Raw genomic sequence first — 17,809 nt, forward strand, 5'->3', positions numbered from 1 at the left:
CTTCCAAAGGATTCAGACGCTTTTTTATAGTAAATTTGTTGATTGCCGCTACGGGCACACGCTTTCCGCGGGGCGTCAGTGGAGCCTCCTCGGCGCTAGCGCCTGTGGGGTCTCCACCTTGCCGCTACATCCCGCCGGAGTCGGTGCCCTTCGCTTTAATCAACATCAGTTTTACGCCCCTGTCCCAAGGATTTCGACTTTTTCTACAAAATCGAGGCCCCGCAATCTTTCGAGCAGGTCTTCAATATCTCCCTGCATTTGCGTTGTATTCATAGAAAGGGTGACATTGGCTCTTCCCTGCAACGGAATGGTCTGATGGATGGTCAGGACATTGCAGCCGGCTTCAGCCACAAGGCCAAGCAGGCGGGACAGAACCCCGGAACGGTCTTCCAAATGGAAAATGACCGTAATCAAACTCTCTTTCACAATTGACGCAAAAGGGAAAACGGTGTCCCTGTATTTGTAATAAGCGCTTCTGCTTAAATCCACTTGCGCAGTTGCTTCGCCAATGGACTCAACTTTCCCCCGGTCAATCAATTCCTTTGCTTCCAATGTTTTTTTCATGACATCGGGAAGGGCATCTTCCCGAACTAGATAAAACTTTTTATCAAACCGGCTTGACTTCATACAGACACCTCTTCACGGAACTTTACTCTACAAATTCGAATTCAAACTCAAGTAACCGAACCGTGTCACCGTCACTTGCCCCTCTTTCCCTCAGGGCATCGTCAATACCCATCCCGCGCAGCTGCCGCGCGAAACGCTTAACAGACTCATCGCGTGAGAAGTCGGTCATTTTAAACAGGCGTTCCACACTGTCGCCGGAAAGGACATAAGCACCATCCGGATCCCTCGTAATTTTGAAATCACGCTCTTCCTTCTCATGCTTATAAACAACCCGGTTAACATCCGTATCAACGAGTGCTTCTTCATGAATAGGAAATTCGGGAGTTTCCGCAATCTTATCGGCAATCGCAAACAGCAAGTCTCTCAGGCCTTGCCTGGTGATGGCCGAAATCGGAAAAACAGGGAACTCTTCTTCAAGCTGCTCCTTGAACTTTGCCAGGTTTTCCACGGCTTCCGGCATATCCATTTTATTGGCGACAATAATTTGCGGCCTTTCAGTCAGCCGAAGATTATATTGTTTGAGCTCAGCATTAATTTTTGTGTAATCCTCAAAAGGGTCTCGCCCTTCCGTCGCGGCCATATCAATTACATGGACAATGACACGCGTCCTTTCAATATGCCTTAAAAACTGATGTCCAAGGCCTACTCCCTGATGGGCCCCTTCAATCAGACCGGGAAGGTCCGCCATAACGAAACTGCGGCCGTCGTCCGTTTCCACGACCCCAAGATTCGGGACTATCGTCGTAAAGTGATATTCTGCAATTTTTGGTTTTGCAGAGGAAACAACCGAAAGCAGAGTCGATTTTCCTACACTTGGGAAGCCGACAAGCCCTACATCCGCAAGCAGCTTCAGCTCAAGAACGACATTCCGCTCCTGGCCCGGCTCGCCTTTTTCAGAAAGCTCGGGTGCCGGATTTGCCGGAGTGGCGAACCTCGAGTTCCCTCTTCCGCCGCGGCCGCCCCTCGCAATGATCGCTTTTTGCCCATGTTCGACCAAATCGGCTATAATTTCGTTTGTTTCCTCATCATAAACGACCGTGCCCGGCGGAACTTTGACAACCATGTCTTTCGCATTTTTGCCATGCTGGTTCTTGGACATGCCGTGTTCTCCGCGCGTAGCTTTAAAATGGCGCTGGTAGCGAAAATCCATCAGCGTGCTCAGGCCTTCTTCAACCTCAAATACAACATTCGCGCCTGAACCGCCGTCTCCACCAGCCGGCCCGCCCTTTGGCACATATTTTTCCCGGCGGAAAGCAACCATCCCGTCGCCTCCATCGCCGCCTTTTATATAAATTTTCACTTGATCAACAAACATTTTTTACTTCCTCCAGTCTGGCCATCCCATCATCCATAACATGGCGAGATTCATTTCCCCTATTATTAGCGGAACGGCATAAATACTTTCAGGGTAAGCTCACGGTCGGAGAAATTGCTGACAGAAATGTCGAGCTCGTTCTGCTCCTCAAGGAAAGCATTAATGAGCTTAGTCCTTACTATCTTTCCGCTAAATTCAAAAAAGAAACAAATCCCATCTTTCACCTGATCAATGCAGATGGAGAGGTTATTTTCTTGAAATTCTTCTACGGCAAAATCCAACACGGAAAAGAAAGCGGCAGTCCACTTCGTAAGGACCTTTTCATCTACCGGCCCCGATTGTGTTTCATTTTCTTTGAGCACTTCATATTCAAGATGAAAATGATGTTTTTCCCAATTTGCCTTTAAAAGCAACGAAGCAAACATGGGCATTTTTATATTGGATAGTTTCGATTCCTGCTGGGTCTCAATAATTATTTCGTCGATGATGGCTTTGGCGCGATCCATTTTGTCCAAATCAAGATTCCCTTTGATGAGCTGCAATCTGTTCAGCCAATCATGGCGGGAATGCCTGAGCACCTCGACAATATCCCAATTCTTCTCCATACTCTACTCCTTGTTTCCAACGCCGTTTGCCCATAGTATAACAAAAAAAGTAAGCCGCGTATGCAAATTTGAACTGCTTAGGAAAAATACGGTATGTACGCGCTATTTGGCTGTTAATCACCACTCCGGGCACACGCTTGCCGCGGGACGAAGCTTCTACCTGAACATCTTCATGAGAAATCTATGAATTGGCTCCGCGCTGCTTTGCGACGAGCTGAAGTTCGCTTCCTCGAATATTTGGCGCAGGAGCATCCAAAGAGTTTATGCGACTGCATGGCCGCTTTGGAACGGATTACTGTCGCATAGAAAGCTGTTATGCGACTGCATCGCCGCTCTGGAACGGATTCCTGTCGCATAGAAAGCACTTATGCGACTACAAGCCCGCTCTGGAACGAATTCCTGTCGCATAGAAAGCGTTTATGCGAATGCATGGCTGCTTTGGAACGAATTCCTGTCGCATAGAAAACGTTTATGCGACTGCATCGCCGCTCTGGAACGGAATGGTGTCGCATAGAAAGCGTTTATGCGACACCATGGTTGCTTTGGAACGAAATTGTGTCGCATAGAAAGCGCTTATGCGACTGCATGGCCGCTCTGGAACGAATTCTTGTCGCATAGAAAGCGTTTATGCGACTACAAGCCCGCGCTGGAACGGATTCCTGTCGCATAGAAAGCGCTTATGCGACTGCAGTGCTGCTCTGGAACGAATTCCTGTCGCATAGAAAGCGCTTATGCGACTACAAGCCCGATCTGGAACGGATTACTGTCGCATAGCGAGCGTTTATGCGACTGCATGGCCGCTCTGGAATGAAATTGTGTCGCATAGAAAGCGTTTATGCGACTGCATGGCCGCTCTGGAACGAATTCCTGTCGCATAGAAAGCGCTTATGCGACTACAAGCCCGATCAGAAAACGGATCCTGTCGCATAGCGAGCGCCCCGAAGGAAATGCGATACCATTTTCGAAGAGCCGGTGCCCCTCGATCCAATCAACGGAGTTAAAATAAACATTAACCTTCTTCCAAACCTACACCTTTGAACAAAAAAAGACCCCGGCCGTGAAGGCCAGAGTCTCCGTTGTGTATAACTTAAACTTAAGCTTCCTGAGCTGCTGGATAAACACTTACTTTTTTGCGGTCGCGGCCCATGCGTTCGAACTTCACAACGCCGTCAACTTTTGCAAAAAGAGTGTCGTCTCCGCCACGGCCTACGTTTTCACCTGGATAGATTTTTGTTCCGCGCTGGCGGTACAAAATTGATCCACCTGTGACGAACTGGCCATCCGCACGCTTTGCGCCAAGGCGCTTCGAGATGGAGTCACGGCCGTTCTTTGTAGAACCTACTCCCTTTTTGGAAGCGAACAATTGAAGATCCAATTTCAATAACATTTATTCCACCTCCTGGTTTTTGAAGGTAATTCGTATGTGCTGCCCGTATTCTTCCTCGATCGTCTTCAGCTGGAAGTACATTCCCTCAAGGAGGACCTGAATTTTCTCCCGCTCCTGCGCTGGCAGGTTATCCTGAATTTCGCAGCGGAGCAAGCCTTCATCATAGTCAATCTCCGTTAGAGGAACAACTCCTGTCATTTCATGGATTGCATTGATTGCCCCAATCGAAACAGCGGATGCGCCTGCGCAGACGATATCCTTGCCCCTCTCGGCAAAAAATGCATGCCCTGAAATCGAAAACGAACGAATCAGTCCGGTTTCATTCCGGGTAATGGTTACATCAATCATAAAATCACGCCTTATGCGTTGATTTTGCCGATGACAACTTTAGTGTACGGTTGGCGATGACCTTGCTTTCTACGATAGTTTTTCTTCGCCTTGTACTTGAAAACAATGATTTTCTTCGCACGGCCCTGCTTTTCAACAGTAGCTGTTACAGAAGCGCCTTCAACAACCGGGCTTCCAACTTTCACGTTTTCTCCGCCTACGAAAAGAACTTTATCAAAAGTAACTGTTTCGCCTGCTTCTGCGTTAAGCTTTTCGATGTAGATGGCTTGGCCTTCTTCTACACGGATTTGCTTACCGCCAGTTTCGATAATTGCGTACATGAACTTGCACCTCCTCAAAGTCTAAGACTCGCCATCGCAGGCGTTTTGCAAAAGCAAAAGCTTATAGCCTGGTCCTGAGCGGTTGTAGCACGGGTGCGCTACAAACATAACATGAAAATACTATCACATAAAGGGAGACAGTGTCAATATGTATTGTCCGCTTTCTTCCTTAAATCCTCAGCCTTTCCAAACTGCTTCACTAGATAAAAATCAGCAACTGAGTCAACTTGCCTCATGATAATCGACAAGCCTAGTGCTTCCTCAAGCCGTTTTAAGTGAATTTTCCCTTCTCCTTCAAAAACAACCTTTACCCTGGGGGACGCTTCCACCAGGACTGCCTCTTCGACCGAGCCCCTCTGCTCCCACAGCTCACGCTCCAGTTTAAACGCCTCTGTTTCCGGGCTTGAGACCCTTCCTGTTCCTTCACAGGCCGGGCATTTCACTGTCAAAGTTCCGGAAAGCGACGGCCCGAGCCTTTTCCTTGTCAGCTGTAGAATCCCGAGGGAGGTGAAACCGGCAACCCTCGTCCGGCGGCCATCCTTTCTCAGCTCAGCCTCCAGCTTTGCAGCAACCTTGCTTCTTGCTTCCTCTGTTTTCATATCGATAAAGTCAATCAAGATCATGCCTGCAAGATCTCTAAGCCGAATTTGCCTGGCAACTTCCTCCGCCGCCAGCAGATTCGTTTTTAGCACCGTATCCTCAAGGTTGTTTTTGCCGGAAAACTTCCCGGTATTGACATCGATGGCCGTCAGCGTTTCCATTTCTTCAATGAGCAGATAGGCGCCATTCTCGAGCCAGACGACTCGTTTTAGCAGCCTTTCCAACTCCACCGAAGCCCCATGCGCTGCGAGAATATCTTCTTTTCCGGAGTAATAGCTGAATACTAGGTGCATACTTTTGCCAGAAAATCGCGCCTTCAGCTCATTAAGCAGGCCGGAGTCATCCGCTATCACTTCCCCGGATTCCATTTGCTCAATGATCGGAAGTACCTTTTCAACAAATGGGTCGTTTTGGAAGACAAGTCCTGCCTTTTTGAGCGAGCCGGCTTTCTGCAAAAGCTCCGCCGCTTCACGCCGCAGCCGTTCGATTTCTTCAACTATTTCCACGTCAGCCGCCGTTCCCGCCGTAGTCCTGAAAATCAGCCCTTCCCCTTCCAGCCTGGCAGTCCTTCCAAGCTCACGAAGTTCCTCCCTCCGCTCGGGGCTGGCGATTTTTTTCGATACAGCGAGATAATTCCCCTTCGGCATATACACAAGATGGGTGCCATTGACCTCAATTATGCCTGTCACCTTGGCGCCCTTTGTGCCGGTGGGGTCTTTTTCCACTTGGACAAGCAGGCGCTCCCCTTGCCTGACGTAAGCCGAAATGCTTTTCCTTTCCTTTTCCTCCTTCGGCAGCCCAGACTGGACGTATTCAGCCACCGAGTCGCGATGGAGGTACGCGTTCTTGTCTGTGCCGATATCAACAAACGCCGCATTCATGCCGGGCAGGACTTTGGTGACGATCCCTAGAAAGATGCTACCTGCGAGCGACTGTGTTTCAGCACGTTCGATTTCGATTTGCCTGACTTTGCCGTTATGGATGAAAGCAGCCCGTTTTTCTCGATAGCCGCAATTTATGATAAGTTGATTCACTCTCATGCCTCGCTTCTAAAATTTCCTTCCTTCATTATAGACGCAAAAAAAGGCATTCGCCAGGAACAGACCGGGAACGCCTCACTTCACCTTCTTAATATGCATAAAACAAGTCGCCAACTTTGCCGTTCATCTTTTTTTCGGCAAAAACGTAATGAAGGAGTTCATTTTCATCAAGTATGCCTTTTTCTCCCTCGTCGCTTTCAACGAGAATAGAATGTTTGCAGCCGCGCCGAAATTTTGCCAGCACCCGAATAATTCCTTCGCTTTCATCCGCTCGGATCGGCTTCAAAGCCGCCAAGCTTTCCTCTTTATTGCCATAATACCGTTCGAGTAAAAATCGCATAAACACGAATTGACGCTGCTTCCATTCAAAAAACAAGGTGAAATAGAGAAACCCTGCAATTACCCAAATATTTAAATGAAGCGGGGCGGTTGCGAGTGTGAGCGCTGCAAAAAGGGTCAGGAAGGCGAATGAACAGATGAGCGTCCATTCATGCGCTTCAGGAAAAGGCTTCCAGGCTGATAGCAAAAGAAATAGGAGTTTGCCCCCATCTAACGGCCATATAGGAAATAGATTGAATGCTAAAATCATTAAATTATATTTCATAAAAAGCAAATAGGCAGATTCCGGAATCAGCCCATTTACTTGGAGGACGTAAGCCGCCGCCATCAGCCACAGATGTTGCACGGGCCCAGCTAGAATGACAATCAGCTCTTCCTTCATCGGCCGGTTCCCATGTTCATCCATCTCGGCCACGCCGCCGAATGGCAAAAACGAAATCCGTTTGATCCGCCAGGAAAAAAATAATGCTGCCGCTGCATGGCCAATCTCATGAATGAAAATAATCGCCAGCAACATGCAGAGCTCCAGGAAATGCGCGGTCAATGCCGCTGTCGCCGCAGCCAGCCATAACAGGGGATGGATATGGATGAGCTTTAGCAAAGAAGCCGCTTTAGTCAAATCTGATCACCTGAATGGGGTCAATAAACTCATCGCCTTTTTTTATTGCAAAGTAAAATTCCCCTTTCGATTGGTCCTTGCCGGCCCCCACGGTGCCTATCTCTTTTTCCTTCGGTATAAACTCATACAGGTTCACTTCAATCGTGTCAAGGTTGCCATACCATGATTCCGTTTTGTCGCTGTGCTGGACGACGACCGTTTTGCCCAATCCTTCCTTCTTGCCGGCGAACATGATCCAGCCTTCATTGACGGCCTCAACTGGCGTACCTCTATCTGTTTCAATCATGATTCCCTGGCCATTCTTTTCAAAATTCTCAAGTATTTTGCCGGTGGCAGGGATGGAAAAATCATTGCCCGGCTCACCTTCCTTTTTCGGCTCGGGCAGAAGCGCAAGCGGTTTGCCGAACTTATCCTCATACCACTTACTTACAGAAGCAAATTGAAAATCCTGGCTAAACCCTTTTTGGACAAGGCCTTTTACTGGTTCTAACGCAGATACTTGGCCTCTGTAAAGGATTGCGATCACTAGGAACAAGAACGCAGAACAGAGCACTTTAAAGAAAAACACTTCTTTCTTAAAAAGCGGATGTTCACCCTCACCAGGACCCGCCTCATAGGAGACAAGCTCATCAAAACCATATTTATCATCCTGAATAAGCCAGCCCGCCGGCTTTGTGTCCTTTGTTTCTCTGTGTTGGCGCGGCAGCCTAGGATGGCGGCTCCGTTCTTTCTTCCGCTTTGCGATCCGCTTCCGTATTTCCTCCCTGTTTGGATGCATGTTCCCCACCAGCCTTTTATCGCATATATTAGTACAAGTCTATGAGAGACCTGTCCCAGGTATGCCAAAGCTTGTTGAGAGGTTTTTATCTGATATAGGTGGAACCGGCAATGAACCGGGAAAACAACCAAAAAAGCCCCCTTGGCTACATATGCCTAGTGGGACTCTCTTAAAAATATGGATGTTGATTTACACTGCGGGCACACGCTTTCCGCGGGGCGTCAGTGGATTCCTCCTCGGCGCTCAAAAGCGCCTGTGGGGTCTCCACCTTGCCGCTACATCCCGCCGGAGTCGGTGCCCTCCGTTCCAATCAACGCAGTTAAAATTAAAATACAAACCTAAAATTTATGAACGGACTCCAAAGAATCTCTTAATCTTTGTCAAGACGCCGGGATTGTCTTCCTCCAACTGCTGAAGCGGGATCGATTCTCCAAGGATACGCCTTGCGATATTGCGATAAGCAATCGCTGCCTTGCTGTTTGGATTCAAGGCAATTGGTTCGCCATAATGGGAAGCTTTGATGACTTCATCATCATCCGCAACAACTCCGAGCAGGTCAATTGAAAGATGATGTGTGATTTCATCAACATCCATTGTTTCGCCGTTTTTCATCATGTGCGGACGAATCCGGTTGATGATCAGCCTGGGCGGTTCAATGTTCTCTTCCTTTTCCAAAAGGCCGATGATCCTGTCAGCATCACGGACGGCCGATTTCTCAGGCGTCGTAACGACAACCGCCTTATCAGCACCGGCAACAGCATTCCTGTATCCGTGTTCAATTCCGGCCGGGCAGTCAATAATGATATAGTCAAAATCCTGCTTAAGTTTTTCAACCAAGTCCTTCATTTGTTCAGGAGTGACTGCCGTTTTATCCTCTGTCTGTGCGGCGGGCAACAGAAAGAGCAGCCCATCGAACCGTTTATCTTTCACAAGCGCCTGATGCATTTTGCAGCGGCCAGCCACCACATCAACAAGGTCGTAAATAATCCTGTTTTCAAGCCCCATCACAACATCGAGATTCCGGAGGCCGATATCCGTATCAACAAGGCACACCTTTTTCCCCTGCAGGGCAAGGGCTGTACCTACATTTGCGGAAGTCGTCGTTTTGCCGACGCCTCCCTTTCCGGATGTGATAACAATTGCTTCTCCCACATTAACGCCCTCCTTCAAATCTAGTTAATCCAGGCCGAATGCTTGAAAGGGTCTGGAGCCTGTCTATGATCATCTCATTCTCTTCATTTATGTATGCGCATTCCATTTCACGGGGATTCCCTCCGCTGCCGGGGTTATCCGGTGAAGTCATCAAGAAGTGGCTGATCCTCAGCTGGGATGGCATCATGCCTGAAGCGGCAATGACAGCTTCCTGGTCGCCGAAGCAGCCAGCGTGGGCGATTCCCTTTAGGACGCCCATAATGAAAATGTTCCCACCGGCCATGACCATTCCACCGGGGTTTACATCCCCGATCAGGAGAAGGTCCCCCGGTACCTTTAGCACCTGCCCGGAGCGGACCATTTTTGCCACAGTAGCCACCGATTCTTTATCCTTTAACGCTTCAGCTTCCTGCTTTGTCAGCACATTCGATTCGAGCGATGCAACGGCAAGGCCTTTATGCCGGCGAATCAATTCCTTCAATTCTTCCTGCTGCTCGGCCGTTAAATACCTATTCCCGGTATGCACCTTTACATTGAGGAGCTGTGTTTCACCATTACTTGGCTGCTGGGAGGAGAGTTTGCCCGTTAAATCCTTTTTCAATTCTTCATATGAACAAAGATCGTCCAAGAACAATGTCAGGCCGTCCTTTGTTCCTTTTATCGTTACATTTTGCAATTTGTTCATGGCGACCTTCACCTCGATTGTCAAAAAACACAGATAGACCATTTACTTCCCGGCAACACCAGGTTTGGGCAATCTTCCACTAAAAACATTTCGACATGCACTGTCAAAATTCCTCTATAATAATGATTCCTGCTCGGCTAATTTTTCAAAATACTGCTTTAGGGGGTAAAACGCCAAAACTAGAAACAGCAGGTTCAGGCAAATGACCGGCAGCAGCCTTGCCTGGGAGAACTCAGAAAAAGTAAGATTCGTTATATGGAGGAAATGGTTCAATTTGTAGATGACCATTTCCAAAAGAGAGATACCGGCCATAACCGTGATCGCAACGACCAGTATATTTGTCTGAAGCACCTTCATAGCCTTCATAACAAAATAGATTGTCAGAGGCAGAAGGAATAAATAGACTCCAATAATTTCAGTATACACGATATCGAATAGCAGGCCGAAGGCAAATCCGTACAATATGGCATATTTTTGCGAACCATAAATCGCCAGCAACAGAAGCACGACCATCAAAAATCTTGGCACAAGGATCCATTTCCCATAAAAAAACTCAGTAGGCAGCAGCTGAACGAATATGCTCTCAAGCGTAAAAAAAAGGAACAACAAAAGAGGAAGAAAGAACCGGTTCACAATTCTTCCTCCTTATCGTCCACCATATCATTTCTATCAGGCTTCATCATGAGTCTTTTCACGACCATCACCTCACGGATGCCGTAGAAATCGGCTTCCGGTTTTACGAGTGCAATTTGGTTCAGGCCATACTGGTCAGGCTCGACTTCAACAATCTTACCAACAAGCAGCCCCTCTGGGAAGACTCCCCCAAGGCCGGATGTGATGACGATCTGTCCTTTTTTCACTTTCGCCTCATAAGGGATTTTCTTCACTTTCAGCAGCTTTTTCTCATCATCAAAGCCTTCAACGAAACCAAAAACCTCGCTGTCACCCTGGGTCACAACGGAAATCCTGTTTTTTGGATCCATTGCGCTCAAAAGCTGGACCGTGGATGAGAAGTCATTGGCTGTTTTTATTTTGCCGACGAGGCCTTTAGAAGTGATGACAGCCATATTTTTCTTGACATTGTCGGAAGTTCCCTTATTGATAATGATCAGCTCATTCCAACGGTCGGGATTGCGGCCCATAACGGATGCATGAATTAGATCCGATTGGCTGAGCGATTCGGTTTTGCCAAGAATATCACGAAGCTCCGTATTTTCTCTTTTCAATCGGTAAACTTCCGATTCAAGCCGGACGATATCTTCAACACGGGATTTCAGCTCTTTATTTTCACTGTATGTATCTTGAAGGTCATCTACATTTTCAATAAAGCCGGCTACATATTGCACTGGCCTGGAGACAAGCGATTGAAGCCAGCCGGTGCTGTCCTTAACGAACTGCTCCGGCCAAGTCAGCCTCTCGCGCTCTCTTAATGAAAATCCAATCAATGCTACCAGGATAATGATACTTACAAGCAAAATAATGAGGCGTTTATTCAAAAAGAATTGCGGCATGATTTTACACCTCTGTATTCAAACATTTAGCGGGAGTCCCTTGGCCTATTTTTAAACAAGTTAATATGGTCAAGTGCCTTCCCTGTTCCGATTGCAACACAGTCAAGCGGGTCTTCCGCGATAAGGACAGGCATATTTGTTTCTTCGCCAATCACTTTATCGATATTGCGCAAGAGTGCGCCGCCACCCGTGAGAACAATCCCGCGGTCCATAATATCCGCTGCCAGCTCAGGCGGGGTTTTCTCAAGTGTGTTTTTGACCGCCTCGACAATCGCATAAACGGTATCATGAAGCGCGCCGGCAATCTCCGCCGCGGAAATTTCAATTGTTTTCGGCAGCCCTGTCAAAAGGTCGCGGCCGCGTATTTCCATATTTTCAATGTCTTCCGTCCCGCTTGCGGAACCAACTTCCACTTTAATGCTCTCCGCAGTCCGGTCACCAATCATTAAATTGTATGTTTTACGGATGTACTGGCTAATCGCTTCGTCCATTTCGTCACCGGCAATCCGAATCGACTGGCTCGTCACGATTCCGCCAAGTGAAATGATTGCCACCTCAGTTGTTCCTCCGCCAATATCGACAACCATGCTTCCAGTCGGCTCCCAGACAGGCAGATTGGCACCGATCGCCGCCGCGAATGGCTCTTCAATCGGGAAAGCGTCCCTTGCGCCGGCCTGTTTCGTCGCATCAATGACAGCACGCTGCTCAACGGCCGTAATGCCTGATGGTACACACACCATGATGTATGGCTTGCTGTTTTTGAAAAAGCCGGTGCTCTTTGCCGCCTGCTTTATGTAATATTTCATCATTGTAGCGGTTGTTTCATAATCGGCAATGACACCATCTTTCATCGGCCTAAGCGCGACAATATTGCCAGGCGTCCGGCCAATCATGTTCCTCGCATCATTTCCGACTGCGACAATATCCTTTGTGTCATTCTGAAAGGCAACTACAGACGGCTCCCTTAAAACAATTCCTTTTCCTTTTACGTATATAAGAGTATTGGCAGTCCCCAAGTCGATGCCAAGATCTTTACTTCCAAGTCCAAACATGCGTGTATCTCCCTTTCCCTTGCAAAAATGCATTCATTTTAACCGATTCATTTCATCTCAAACATTGTAGATTTTTACGATATTGTTTCGTTTTTTGTACGGGCAGGCCCGTGAAAAATCATAAATAATATTATAACGCAACGTCAAATAAAAGCATAGTGTTACAAATACCCTTTTTCCTTCAGGCTGATGAATTTATTTTCCCCGATGATTAAATGATCAAGGACATCAATGCCAATGATTTTGCCGCATTCCGCCAGACGCTTTGTCACCTCGATATCCTCCCTGCTCGGCGTCGGGTCGCCTGAAGGGTGATTATGCAGGCAAATAATCGACGCAGCCGATCGCCGGAATGCTTCCTTAAACACCTCGCGCGGATGCACGATGCTGGCATTCAAGCTGCCGATGAAAATAGTTTGTTTATGCAGCACTTGGTTCTTTGTGTTTAAATAAAGGCATACGAAATGCTCCTGGCTCAAAAAACGCATCTCGTTCATCACGTAGTTAGCCCCATCCTCAGGGGAGCGGATCACGTACCTTTCATTGTTCGTCAAATTGGCAACACGGCTGCCAAGCTCAAGCGCAGCCATCAATTGGATCGCCTTCGCTTTCCCAATCCCCTTAATCGCGGTAATTTCTTCGAGCGAGGCTGCCTTAAGAAGCCTCAGCCCTTCGAAATGGGACAGGAGCCGATTGGAAAGCTGGAGGACCGATTCATCCTTCGTGCCTGTCCGAAGCAACAGGGCAATCAACTCATGGTTTGAAAGGCTTGCCGGCCCGCCGGCAATAAAGCGCTCGCGCGGCCTTTCTTCCTGAGGATAATCGCGGATCATCAATGTATTCAAAGTCAAGATTATATCCTCCCTTTTAATAAGGGAGCCCGGATAGGGAAACGGCCAACTGTCTCCTTACATAAACCTACCATAAAAAAGACGACTTTAGCCTGATTGAAGTTTCAACCTTATGCCGGAAGTTTTCCAGGCTGGCCCGTTAATAAGGCAGCGGCCAGCCGGCTTTCCTTAGTTCCCTGACAGTCCGGGAAACAGGAAGGCCCATTACGGCGAAATAATCGCCGTCAATTCTCTTGACAAGCATGCTGCCGAGTCCCTGGATGCCATAGCCGCCCGCCTTGTCAAAAGGCTCGCCGCTGTTCGCGTAGTACTCGATTTCCCTGTCCGTCAACTCCCAGAAATGGACTTCAGTCTTTTCAAAAAAGCGGACCTCATTCCCCGGGCTGATAATAGACACCCCGGTGTAGACATCATGTGCGCGTCCGGATAAAAGCTTCAGCATCCCGACCGCCTCCGCGTAACCCGAAGGCTTGCCGAGAACGGCGCCATCGCAGACGACAACAGTGTCGGAACCGATGACAAAATCGTGTGGATGCTTTGAAAAAACAGCTTTTGCTTTCCTTTCAGCAAGACCCATGACAATTTCCTCCGGTGAGGTACCAGGTTCAAAGCTTTCGTCGATATCAGAGCTGTAAATGTGGAAATTCAGATGGAGATTTTCCAGAAGTTCTTTTCGCCGTGGAGAAGAAGAGGCTAAAATGAGGTTCGGCATGTAATCACCTTTCTTTTGTTCGGTTTGGGGAGATACAGATTCATCGTATCAAACTTCGCCCCGGCAAACAATTTATAATGGTTAAAGTGGCAAAACTTTTTGTTTCTTATGCAATTGTGTCGGAAGTTGACGTTTCTGCATGCAAAAACGCCCAGTTTTGGACCGGACGCTTTATAAACAAAGTATGTTGATTTCGGCTTCAGGCATTCTTAAAACGCCTGATATTTCTCGAGGAAGTTCAGTAAATGTTGTTGGGCGCTGTGGGCGTCGGCGGATTCATGCTTCTTTTCAAAATTGTCAAGGCTGCCCGCTGCTTTGGAAAGCTCGTTGTATAGGGCGATGATTTTGTCGTTTGAGAATTTACTGGCATCAATTGCCTCAAGTATGCTTCCTGTATCTGCAATGGACGATACGTTTTTGCCGGAATAGGCTGCTGCTGCGGCAGTGCTTAATGCATCGTAAATTCCCGGTGCCTTGTCCAAGAACCCTTTTTCAGTCGTAGATGCTTTACCTGCTTTCCTTTCAGAAAGGGTGATTTCCTTAGCATAAAAGTCAATGCCTTTCTCTTTCAAAATAGCCCCGATTTCCTTGGCGCTTTCGATACTGCCGGCCAGCCCTACGAGGAGCATTTTCTTATCGTCCATATCAAGGATAGCGGACGGAATTCCCTTAGCCTCGAGCTCGTTTTTGACAACCAAAGCCGCATCTTTTCCTGAATATACGCCTTCCTGGACAGCAAAGGCCGTAACTGGCAACAACATAACAGGTTCGGTGGCCGCTTTCTTGGCAGGACTTGTTTTTTCACCGTTTCCGCCGGTCGGTTGTTCCGTGTCAATCGGCTTGCCCGCTGTAACGACCGGCTTATCTGTCAGGACCAGTTTCAACATCACAGCACCGTAAGTCAATCCCACCAAGACGGCGAATACAATTGAAAAAACAATTGGCTTTAATGGTCCGAACCTTTTTTTGTTTGAGGATTTAGTCTGTTTTGGATAGATGGCAGCAGTATTTGCTGCTTCCTTAATGATGAACTCTTCGGATTCCACCGGCTCCTGTTCAGGGAGGATCCACTCAAAGTTTTCGTCCTCGGCTTCAAGAGCAGCGGCATGTTCTTCGGCGTAAGTCTGTTCTTTGTTGACTGAATCGTGAGGGTCTCCCGGCTTGTCCATCTGATGCTGAATTGGTTTTTCCTCACCATTTATTTTAATCGTAATAGGTTTAACTTTTTGCTTGTCCACAAAAGAACTCTCCCTTTCTGCCGCCGGCTGGTTTTTTTCATCCTATCACAGCGGCAAAAAAAAATAACAAGGTTTTTGTCGCCTTGTTATAAGATGCTTTCGCCAATTATTGATTTAATTTTCGTTTGTTTCACTTTTCTTTTCTTCTGGGACAGTAAACGAGCTAAGCGGATTGCGTTTTTTCGCAGACTCCGGAGCGCTCACATTAGGAAGCTGCTGGACCAGGTCTTTTAATTCCGGCATATAAAAGGCAGAAACAGTCACCGTAAACTTTAACGGGTCATTTTTTTGCTGAAGTGTTGTAATCTCAGCTCCACCTGTATAGTCAATTGCTTCGACAATCACAATCCGCTTTAGACCTTCAATAGTAGCAATGAACTTCTCCAATTCTTCATAGCCGGGCGATTCCACAGATAATTGGATAGTCACTTTTTTGACTCCCTCAGGCACCTCTAAAAGGGAAACAGGCTTTTGAGCAGTCTGGCCATCTTGGCCAGTCTCTGCCTCGTTTCCGTCAGGCGTTTCATCTGCGTTTGCTGCTTCTTCGGAGGTTTCCGCAGATGTACTTTCTTCTTCAGCTTCAGCGGCTTTTTCCTCTTCAGTCTGTTCAGGTATGGAAACTTCGCCATCTTTTGCAAAATTCATTGATAAAATTTTCGACCCGGATACAACCTCGGCTTTATCTAAGTCAAGAATGAGCTGTTCAACTAGCGGTTTTACTGGTATTTTAACCTGCATTTGTGTTGTACTGGCCGCAGTGAATTCCTCAGTTTCCTTTTCCTTCCCCTGAAGAATGGCTAGAAGCTGTTCTTCTGTTTTCAAACTCTTATTCTTAGTTTCCAGGTCCGTCTTAAGTGGATGGACTTTTAAGAAATAGACTCCTGCAAAAACGAGGACAAGCACAAGGGCTAGGACGGAAATAATTACGTTCTCTTTTCTGGACAATCTGAATCTCATATCCCGCCAGCTCCTTTCCCGTCCTGATTTTCCACAAACGTTTTAACAGTCTGTTTATTCAGGGATAATTGAAATTGGCCTGTGTAGCGGGGCAGGTATTCCTTTTCATTGGCTGTATTTACAGCTCCTGTTTCCGGTGAAGTTGATTTTTCCTCAGTCTCAATGGCGGTCAGGCTTGTCAAGCTCGCTTCCTTTACCCATTCAGAATGATTGAGGTTGTTCAGGAAATAAGCCGCTTCACGGCTGGAATCAAATTGTACCGTCAGAGCGAGTTCGCCTGATTCCTGATAGGCGAAAGACAGTATAAAGCCGCGCGCCGGCAAAAGCGAAGTAAATTCTTTCATGACAGGAACGGAAGGAATCGTGTATTCTTCCGCCCAGGCGATCGAATCTTCAAGCTTCGCCGCAGAATCAGCCGAAGTCACTTCACTTGCCTTCTTTTCTTCCAATTCGGCAATTTTCTTCGTTGTTTCAATCCGGTTATCAACCGTGGCAATATCGCTTTTCAGTGTAGAAACTTGCCAGAAGAAGAATCCACCAACACATAAGAACAAAACGGCAAATATGGCAGAAGTTAAGATAATGCTTGAGCTTTTTCGCTCCTTTTTCGGAAGCAGATTAATATCGATCAGCATTATTTCACCTCTTTCAAGCCAAGCCCGAGGGCAAGCGCGTAGCTTTCTGGAAGAATCCTGTTCCTGCCGTTATGGACAGCTTCGGATGGAAGAATTGTAATAGGCACATTGAATTGCATCTTCATTTCCTCTAGAATCATTGACCGCTTCGGATGGTCGCCATCCAGGAGTATTTTCGTAATCTCCGCATTTTCATGACCTGAAGAATAACGATAAAAGTCCATCAGCTTGGCCATTTCTGTAAAGACGGTCGAAAATTGCCCCTCTAGCTGAAGCTGGTCCCCCGAATAACTATATTCACAGAATCCGGTACGATCCCGCTTTACTTCCCACTTCTCCACATCGAAATCGAGCGGGAACTGCCTCATAAAATAAGGAATATGCTCTTCAAAGATGCACATGCTGACACCTGTTAAGTTGATCTGAACAGTAAACAGCCCCTCTTCCCTTTGGGCCTCATCCATTGAGTAGTAAAGGCGGTAGAGGGCGAGCGGCGAGATATCGGCTGCAGACGGAACAAGCTTCACCTTGGACAGGAGTTCCGAATATTCCATGACAAACTTTTCTGGGGAGGCGAACAGAAGCAGCTCCTGTTTGCCATTCTTTTCACCGAGCGGATACACGTCAAAAACGGGGTCCTCAAAAGGCAGATGGATACTTGCACCAAGTTCCATATACAAATGGCTCTTCACTTCATCCTCAAGCACATCAGCCGAAATTGAAATCTTTCTAATGATGACAAGTGGATCCGGCACAATAAAGTTTACATGGCGCCGCTGAATCTTCCATTCGTCCACACACTCTTCGAGAATGGTAGAGAGAGTTTCAAAATCGACAATCTTCCCATCCTCAATAATCCCCGCAGGCAAAAACCGTTCCCCCCACCTAGAAGCAACAGGAGGTTCCGCCGACTTCAACTCAACAAAACGAATACAATGATCATAAAATACCAAGTTTATTGCACGCTTACTCCCAAACGAAAACGAAAAAGCCAAAAAACTCACCCCTTCAACTGAAGCAGGGGGACGGTTCTACTGC

20 protein-coding genes and 1 other annotated feature are annotated in these 17,809 nt (G+C 47.4%); all 20 genes read right to left on the reverse strand.

The features are described 5' to 3' along the window. Window positions 1–171 precede the first annotated feature (171 nt). The 20 genes from D1B31_RS10490 to pilM all read right to left on the reverse strand — a co-directional run bounded on the left by D1B31_RS10490 (window position 172) and on the right by pilM (window position 17,775). Window positions 172–627, reverse strand: coding sequence for an ACT domain-containing protein (locus D1B31_RS10490; protein ID WP_118920740.1), 456 nt, complete (start codon window positions 625–627; stop codon window positions 172–174). 22 nt (window positions 628–649) lie between these two features. Next, window positions 650–1,942, reverse strand: coding sequence for a GTPase ObgE (gene obgE / locus D1B31_RS10495; RefSeq protein WP_118920741.1), 1,293 nt, complete (start codon window positions 1,940–1,942; stop codon window positions 650–652). Between the two features lie 65 nt (window positions 1,943–2,007). Next, window positions 2,008–2,547: a Spo0B C-terminal domain-containing protein gene (locus tag D1B31_RS10500; RefSeq protein WP_118920742.1), complete on the reverse strand. Its 540-nt coding sequence runs from the start codon at window positions 2,545–2,547 to the stop codon at window positions 2,008–2,010. 1,093 nt (window positions 2,548–3,640) lie between these two features. Continuing rightward, window positions 3,641–3,934, reverse strand: coding sequence for a 50S ribosomal protein L27 (gene rpmA / locus D1B31_RS10505; RefSeq protein WP_053367270.1), 294 nt, complete (start codon window positions 3,932–3,934; stop codon window positions 3,641–3,643). Next, window positions 3,935–4,282 carry a ribosomal-processing cysteine protease Prp gene (locus tag D1B31_RS10510; protein WP_118920743.1) on the reverse strand — a complete coding sequence of 116 codons (348 nt, stop codon included), beginning with the start codon at window positions 4,280–4,282 and terminating at the stop codon, window positions 3,935–3,937. It lies immediately after the preceding gene. Between the two features lie 11 nt (window positions 4,283–4,293). After that, the gene (rplU, locus tag D1B31_RS10515; RefSeq protein WP_118920744.1) at window positions 4,294–4,602 is read right to left on the reverse strand and encodes a 50S ribosomal protein L21; all 309 of its coding nucleotides are present in this window, start codon (window positions 4,600–4,602) and stop codon (window positions 4,294–4,296) included. Between the two features lie 14 nt (window positions 4,603–4,616). Next, window positions 4,617–4,696 (reverse strand) — a sequence feature (ribosomal protein L21 leader region). A 49-nt stretch (window positions 4,697–4,745) separates the two neighbouring features. Continuing rightward, entirely contained in the window at window positions 4,746–6,242 is a 1,497-nt protein-coding gene (locus D1B31_RS10520; protein WP_240035242.1) for an Rne/Rng family ribonuclease, read from the reverse strand. 88 nt (window positions 6,243–6,330) lie between these two features. Beyond that, the gene (locus tag D1B31_RS10525; protein WP_118920745.1) at window positions 6,331–7,200 is read right to left on the reverse strand and encodes a M50 family metallopeptidase; all 870 of its coding nucleotides are present in this window, start codon (window positions 7,198–7,200) and stop codon (window positions 6,331–6,333) included. Further along, complete coding sequence (locus D1B31_RS10530) at window positions 7,193–7,978, reverse strand: M23 family metallopeptidase (RefSeq protein WP_118920746.1); 786 nt, start codon at window positions 7,976–7,978, stop codon at window positions 7,193–7,195. Before D1B31_RS10530 ends, D1B31_RS10525 begins: the two co-directional genes overlap by 8 nt. A gap of 345 nt (window positions 7,979–8,323) precedes the next feature. Continuing rightward, on the reverse strand, window positions 8,324–9,130 hold the full coding sequence (gene minD, locus D1B31_RS10535; RefSeq protein WP_118920747.1) for a septum site-determining protein MinD: 807 nt from the start codon (window positions 9,128–9,130) through the stop codon (window positions 8,324–8,326). A 1-nt stretch (window position 9,131) separates the two neighbouring features. Beyond that, window positions 9,132–9,815 (reverse strand): septum site-determining protein MinC, encoded by a 684-nt coding sequence (gene minC / locus D1B31_RS10540; RefSeq protein WP_118920748.1) that lies wholly within the window; start codon window positions 9,813–9,815, stop codon window positions 9,132–9,134. A 114-nt stretch (window positions 9,816–9,929) separates the two neighbouring features. Further along, window positions 9,930–10,448: a rod shape-determining protein MreD gene (gene mreD, locus D1B31_RS10545; protein WP_118920749.1), complete on the reverse strand. Its 519-nt coding sequence runs from the start codon at window positions 10,446–10,448 to the stop codon at window positions 9,930–9,932. Beyond that, window positions 10,445–11,326, reverse strand: a complete 882-nt coding sequence (gene mreC / locus D1B31_RS10550) for a rod shape-determining protein MreC (protein ID WP_118920750.1) — start codon at window positions 11,324–11,326, stop codon at window positions 10,445–10,447. Before mreC ends, mreD begins: the two co-directional genes overlap by 4 nt. Window positions 11,327–11,352: 26 nt before the next feature. Then, window positions 11,353–12,378: a rod shape-determining protein gene (locus tag D1B31_RS10555; protein WP_118920751.1), complete on the reverse strand. Its 1,026-nt coding sequence runs from the start codon at window positions 12,376–12,378 to the stop codon at window positions 11,353–11,355. Between the two features lie 161 nt (window positions 12,379–12,539). Continuing rightward, entirely contained in the window at window positions 12,540–13,211 is a 672-nt protein-coding gene (radC, locus tag D1B31_RS10560; RefSeq protein ID WP_192894770.1) for a RadC family protein, read from the reverse strand. Between the two features lie 157 nt (window positions 13,212–13,368). After that, window positions 13,369–13,941: a Maf family protein gene (locus D1B31_RS10565; protein WP_118920753.1), complete on the reverse strand. Its 573-nt coding sequence runs from the start codon at window positions 13,939–13,941 to the stop codon at window positions 13,369–13,371. Window positions 13,942–14,150: 209 nt separating this feature from the next. Continuing rightward, window positions 14,151–15,179 (reverse strand): hypothetical protein, encoded by a 1,029-nt coding sequence (locus tag D1B31_RS10570; RefSeq protein ID WP_118920754.1) that lies wholly within the window; start codon window positions 15,177–15,179, stop codon window positions 14,151–14,153. A 114-nt stretch (window positions 15,180–15,293) separates the two neighbouring features. Further along, window positions 15,294–16,136: a hypothetical protein gene (locus D1B31_RS10575; protein WP_118920755.1), complete on the reverse strand. Its 843-nt coding sequence runs from the start codon at window positions 16,134–16,136 to the stop codon at window positions 15,294–15,296. Continuing rightward, window positions 16,133–16,771 (reverse strand): PilN domain-containing protein, encoded by a 639-nt coding sequence (locus D1B31_RS10580; protein WP_118920756.1) that lies wholly within the window; start codon window positions 16,769–16,771, stop codon window positions 16,133–16,135. Before D1B31_RS10580 ends, D1B31_RS10575 begins: the two co-directional genes overlap by 4 nt. Next, window positions 16,771–17,775 carry a type IV pilus biogenesis protein PilM gene (gene pilM / locus D1B31_RS10585; protein ID WP_118920757.1) on the reverse strand — a complete coding sequence of 335 codons (1,005 nt, stop codon included), beginning with the start codon at window positions 17,773–17,775 and terminating at the stop codon, window positions 16,771–16,773. The genes D1B31_RS10580 and pilM overlap by 1 nt, the downstream gene beginning before the upstream one ends. Between the last annotated feature and the right edge of the window lie 34 nt (window positions 17,776–17,809).

Origin of the sequence: Neobacillus notoginsengisoli (assembly GCF_003515685.1) — a bacterium.
GTDB lineage: Bacteria > Bacillota > Bacilli > Bacillales > Cytobacillaceae > Bacillus_D > Bacillus_D notoginsengisoli.

Coding starts and splice junctions, on each gene's coding strand:
- D1B31_RS10490 (WP_118920740.1), bottom strand. CDS start 627: ATGAAGTCAAGCCGGTTTGATAAAAAGTTTTATCTAGTTCGGGAAGAT.
- obgE (WP_118920741.1), bottom strand. CDS start 1,942: ATGTTTGTTGATCAAGTGAAAATTTATATAAAAGGCGGCGATGGAGGC.
- D1B31_RS10500 (WP_118920742.1), bottom strand. CDS start 2,547: ATGGAGAAGAATTGGGATATTGTCGAGGTGCTCAGGCATTCCCGCCAT.
- rpmA (WP_053367270.1), bottom strand. CDS start 3,934: ATGTTATTGAAATTGGATCTTCAATTGTTCGCTTCCAAAAAGGGAGTA.
- D1B31_RS10510 (WP_118920743.1), bottom strand. CDS start 4,282: ATGATTGATGTAACCATTACCCGGAATGAAACCGGACTGATTCGTTCG.
- rplU (WP_118920744.1), bottom strand. CDS start 4,602: ATGTACGCAATTATCGAAACTGGCGGTAAGCAAATCCGTGTAGAAGAA.
- D1B31_RS10520 (WP_240035242.1), bottom strand. CDS start 6,242: ATGAGAGTGAATCAACTTATCATAAATTGCGGCTATCGAGAAAAACGG.
- D1B31_RS10530 (WP_118920746.1), bottom strand. CDS start 7,978: ATGCATCCAAACAGGGAGGAAATACGGAAGCGGATCGCAAAGCGGAAG.
- minC (WP_118920748.1), bottom strand. CDS start 9,815: ATGAACAAATTGCAAAATGTAACGATAAAAGGAACAAAGGACGGCCTG.
- mreC (WP_118920750.1), bottom strand. CDS start 11,326: ATGCCGCAATTCTTTTTGAATAAACGCCTCATTATTTTGCTTGTAAGT.
- D1B31_RS10555 (WP_118920751.1), bottom strand. CDS start 12,378: ATGTTTGGACTTGGAAGTAAAGATCTTGGCATCGACTTGGGGACTGCC.
- radC (WP_192894770.1), bottom strand. CDS start 13,211: ATGATCCGCGATTATCCTCAGGAAGAAAGGCCGCGCGAGCGCTTTATT.
- D1B31_RS10565 (WP_118920753.1), bottom strand. CDS start 13,941: ATGCCGAACCTCATTTTAGCCTCTTCTTCTCCACGGCGAAAAGAACTT.
- D1B31_RS10575 (WP_118920755.1), bottom strand. CDS start 16,136: ATGAGATTCAGATTGTCCAGAAAAGAGAACGTAATTATTTCCGTCCTA.
- D1B31_RS10580 (WP_118920756.1), bottom strand. CDS start 16,771: ATGCTGATCGATATTAATCTGCTTCCGAAAAAGGAGCGAAAAAGCTCA.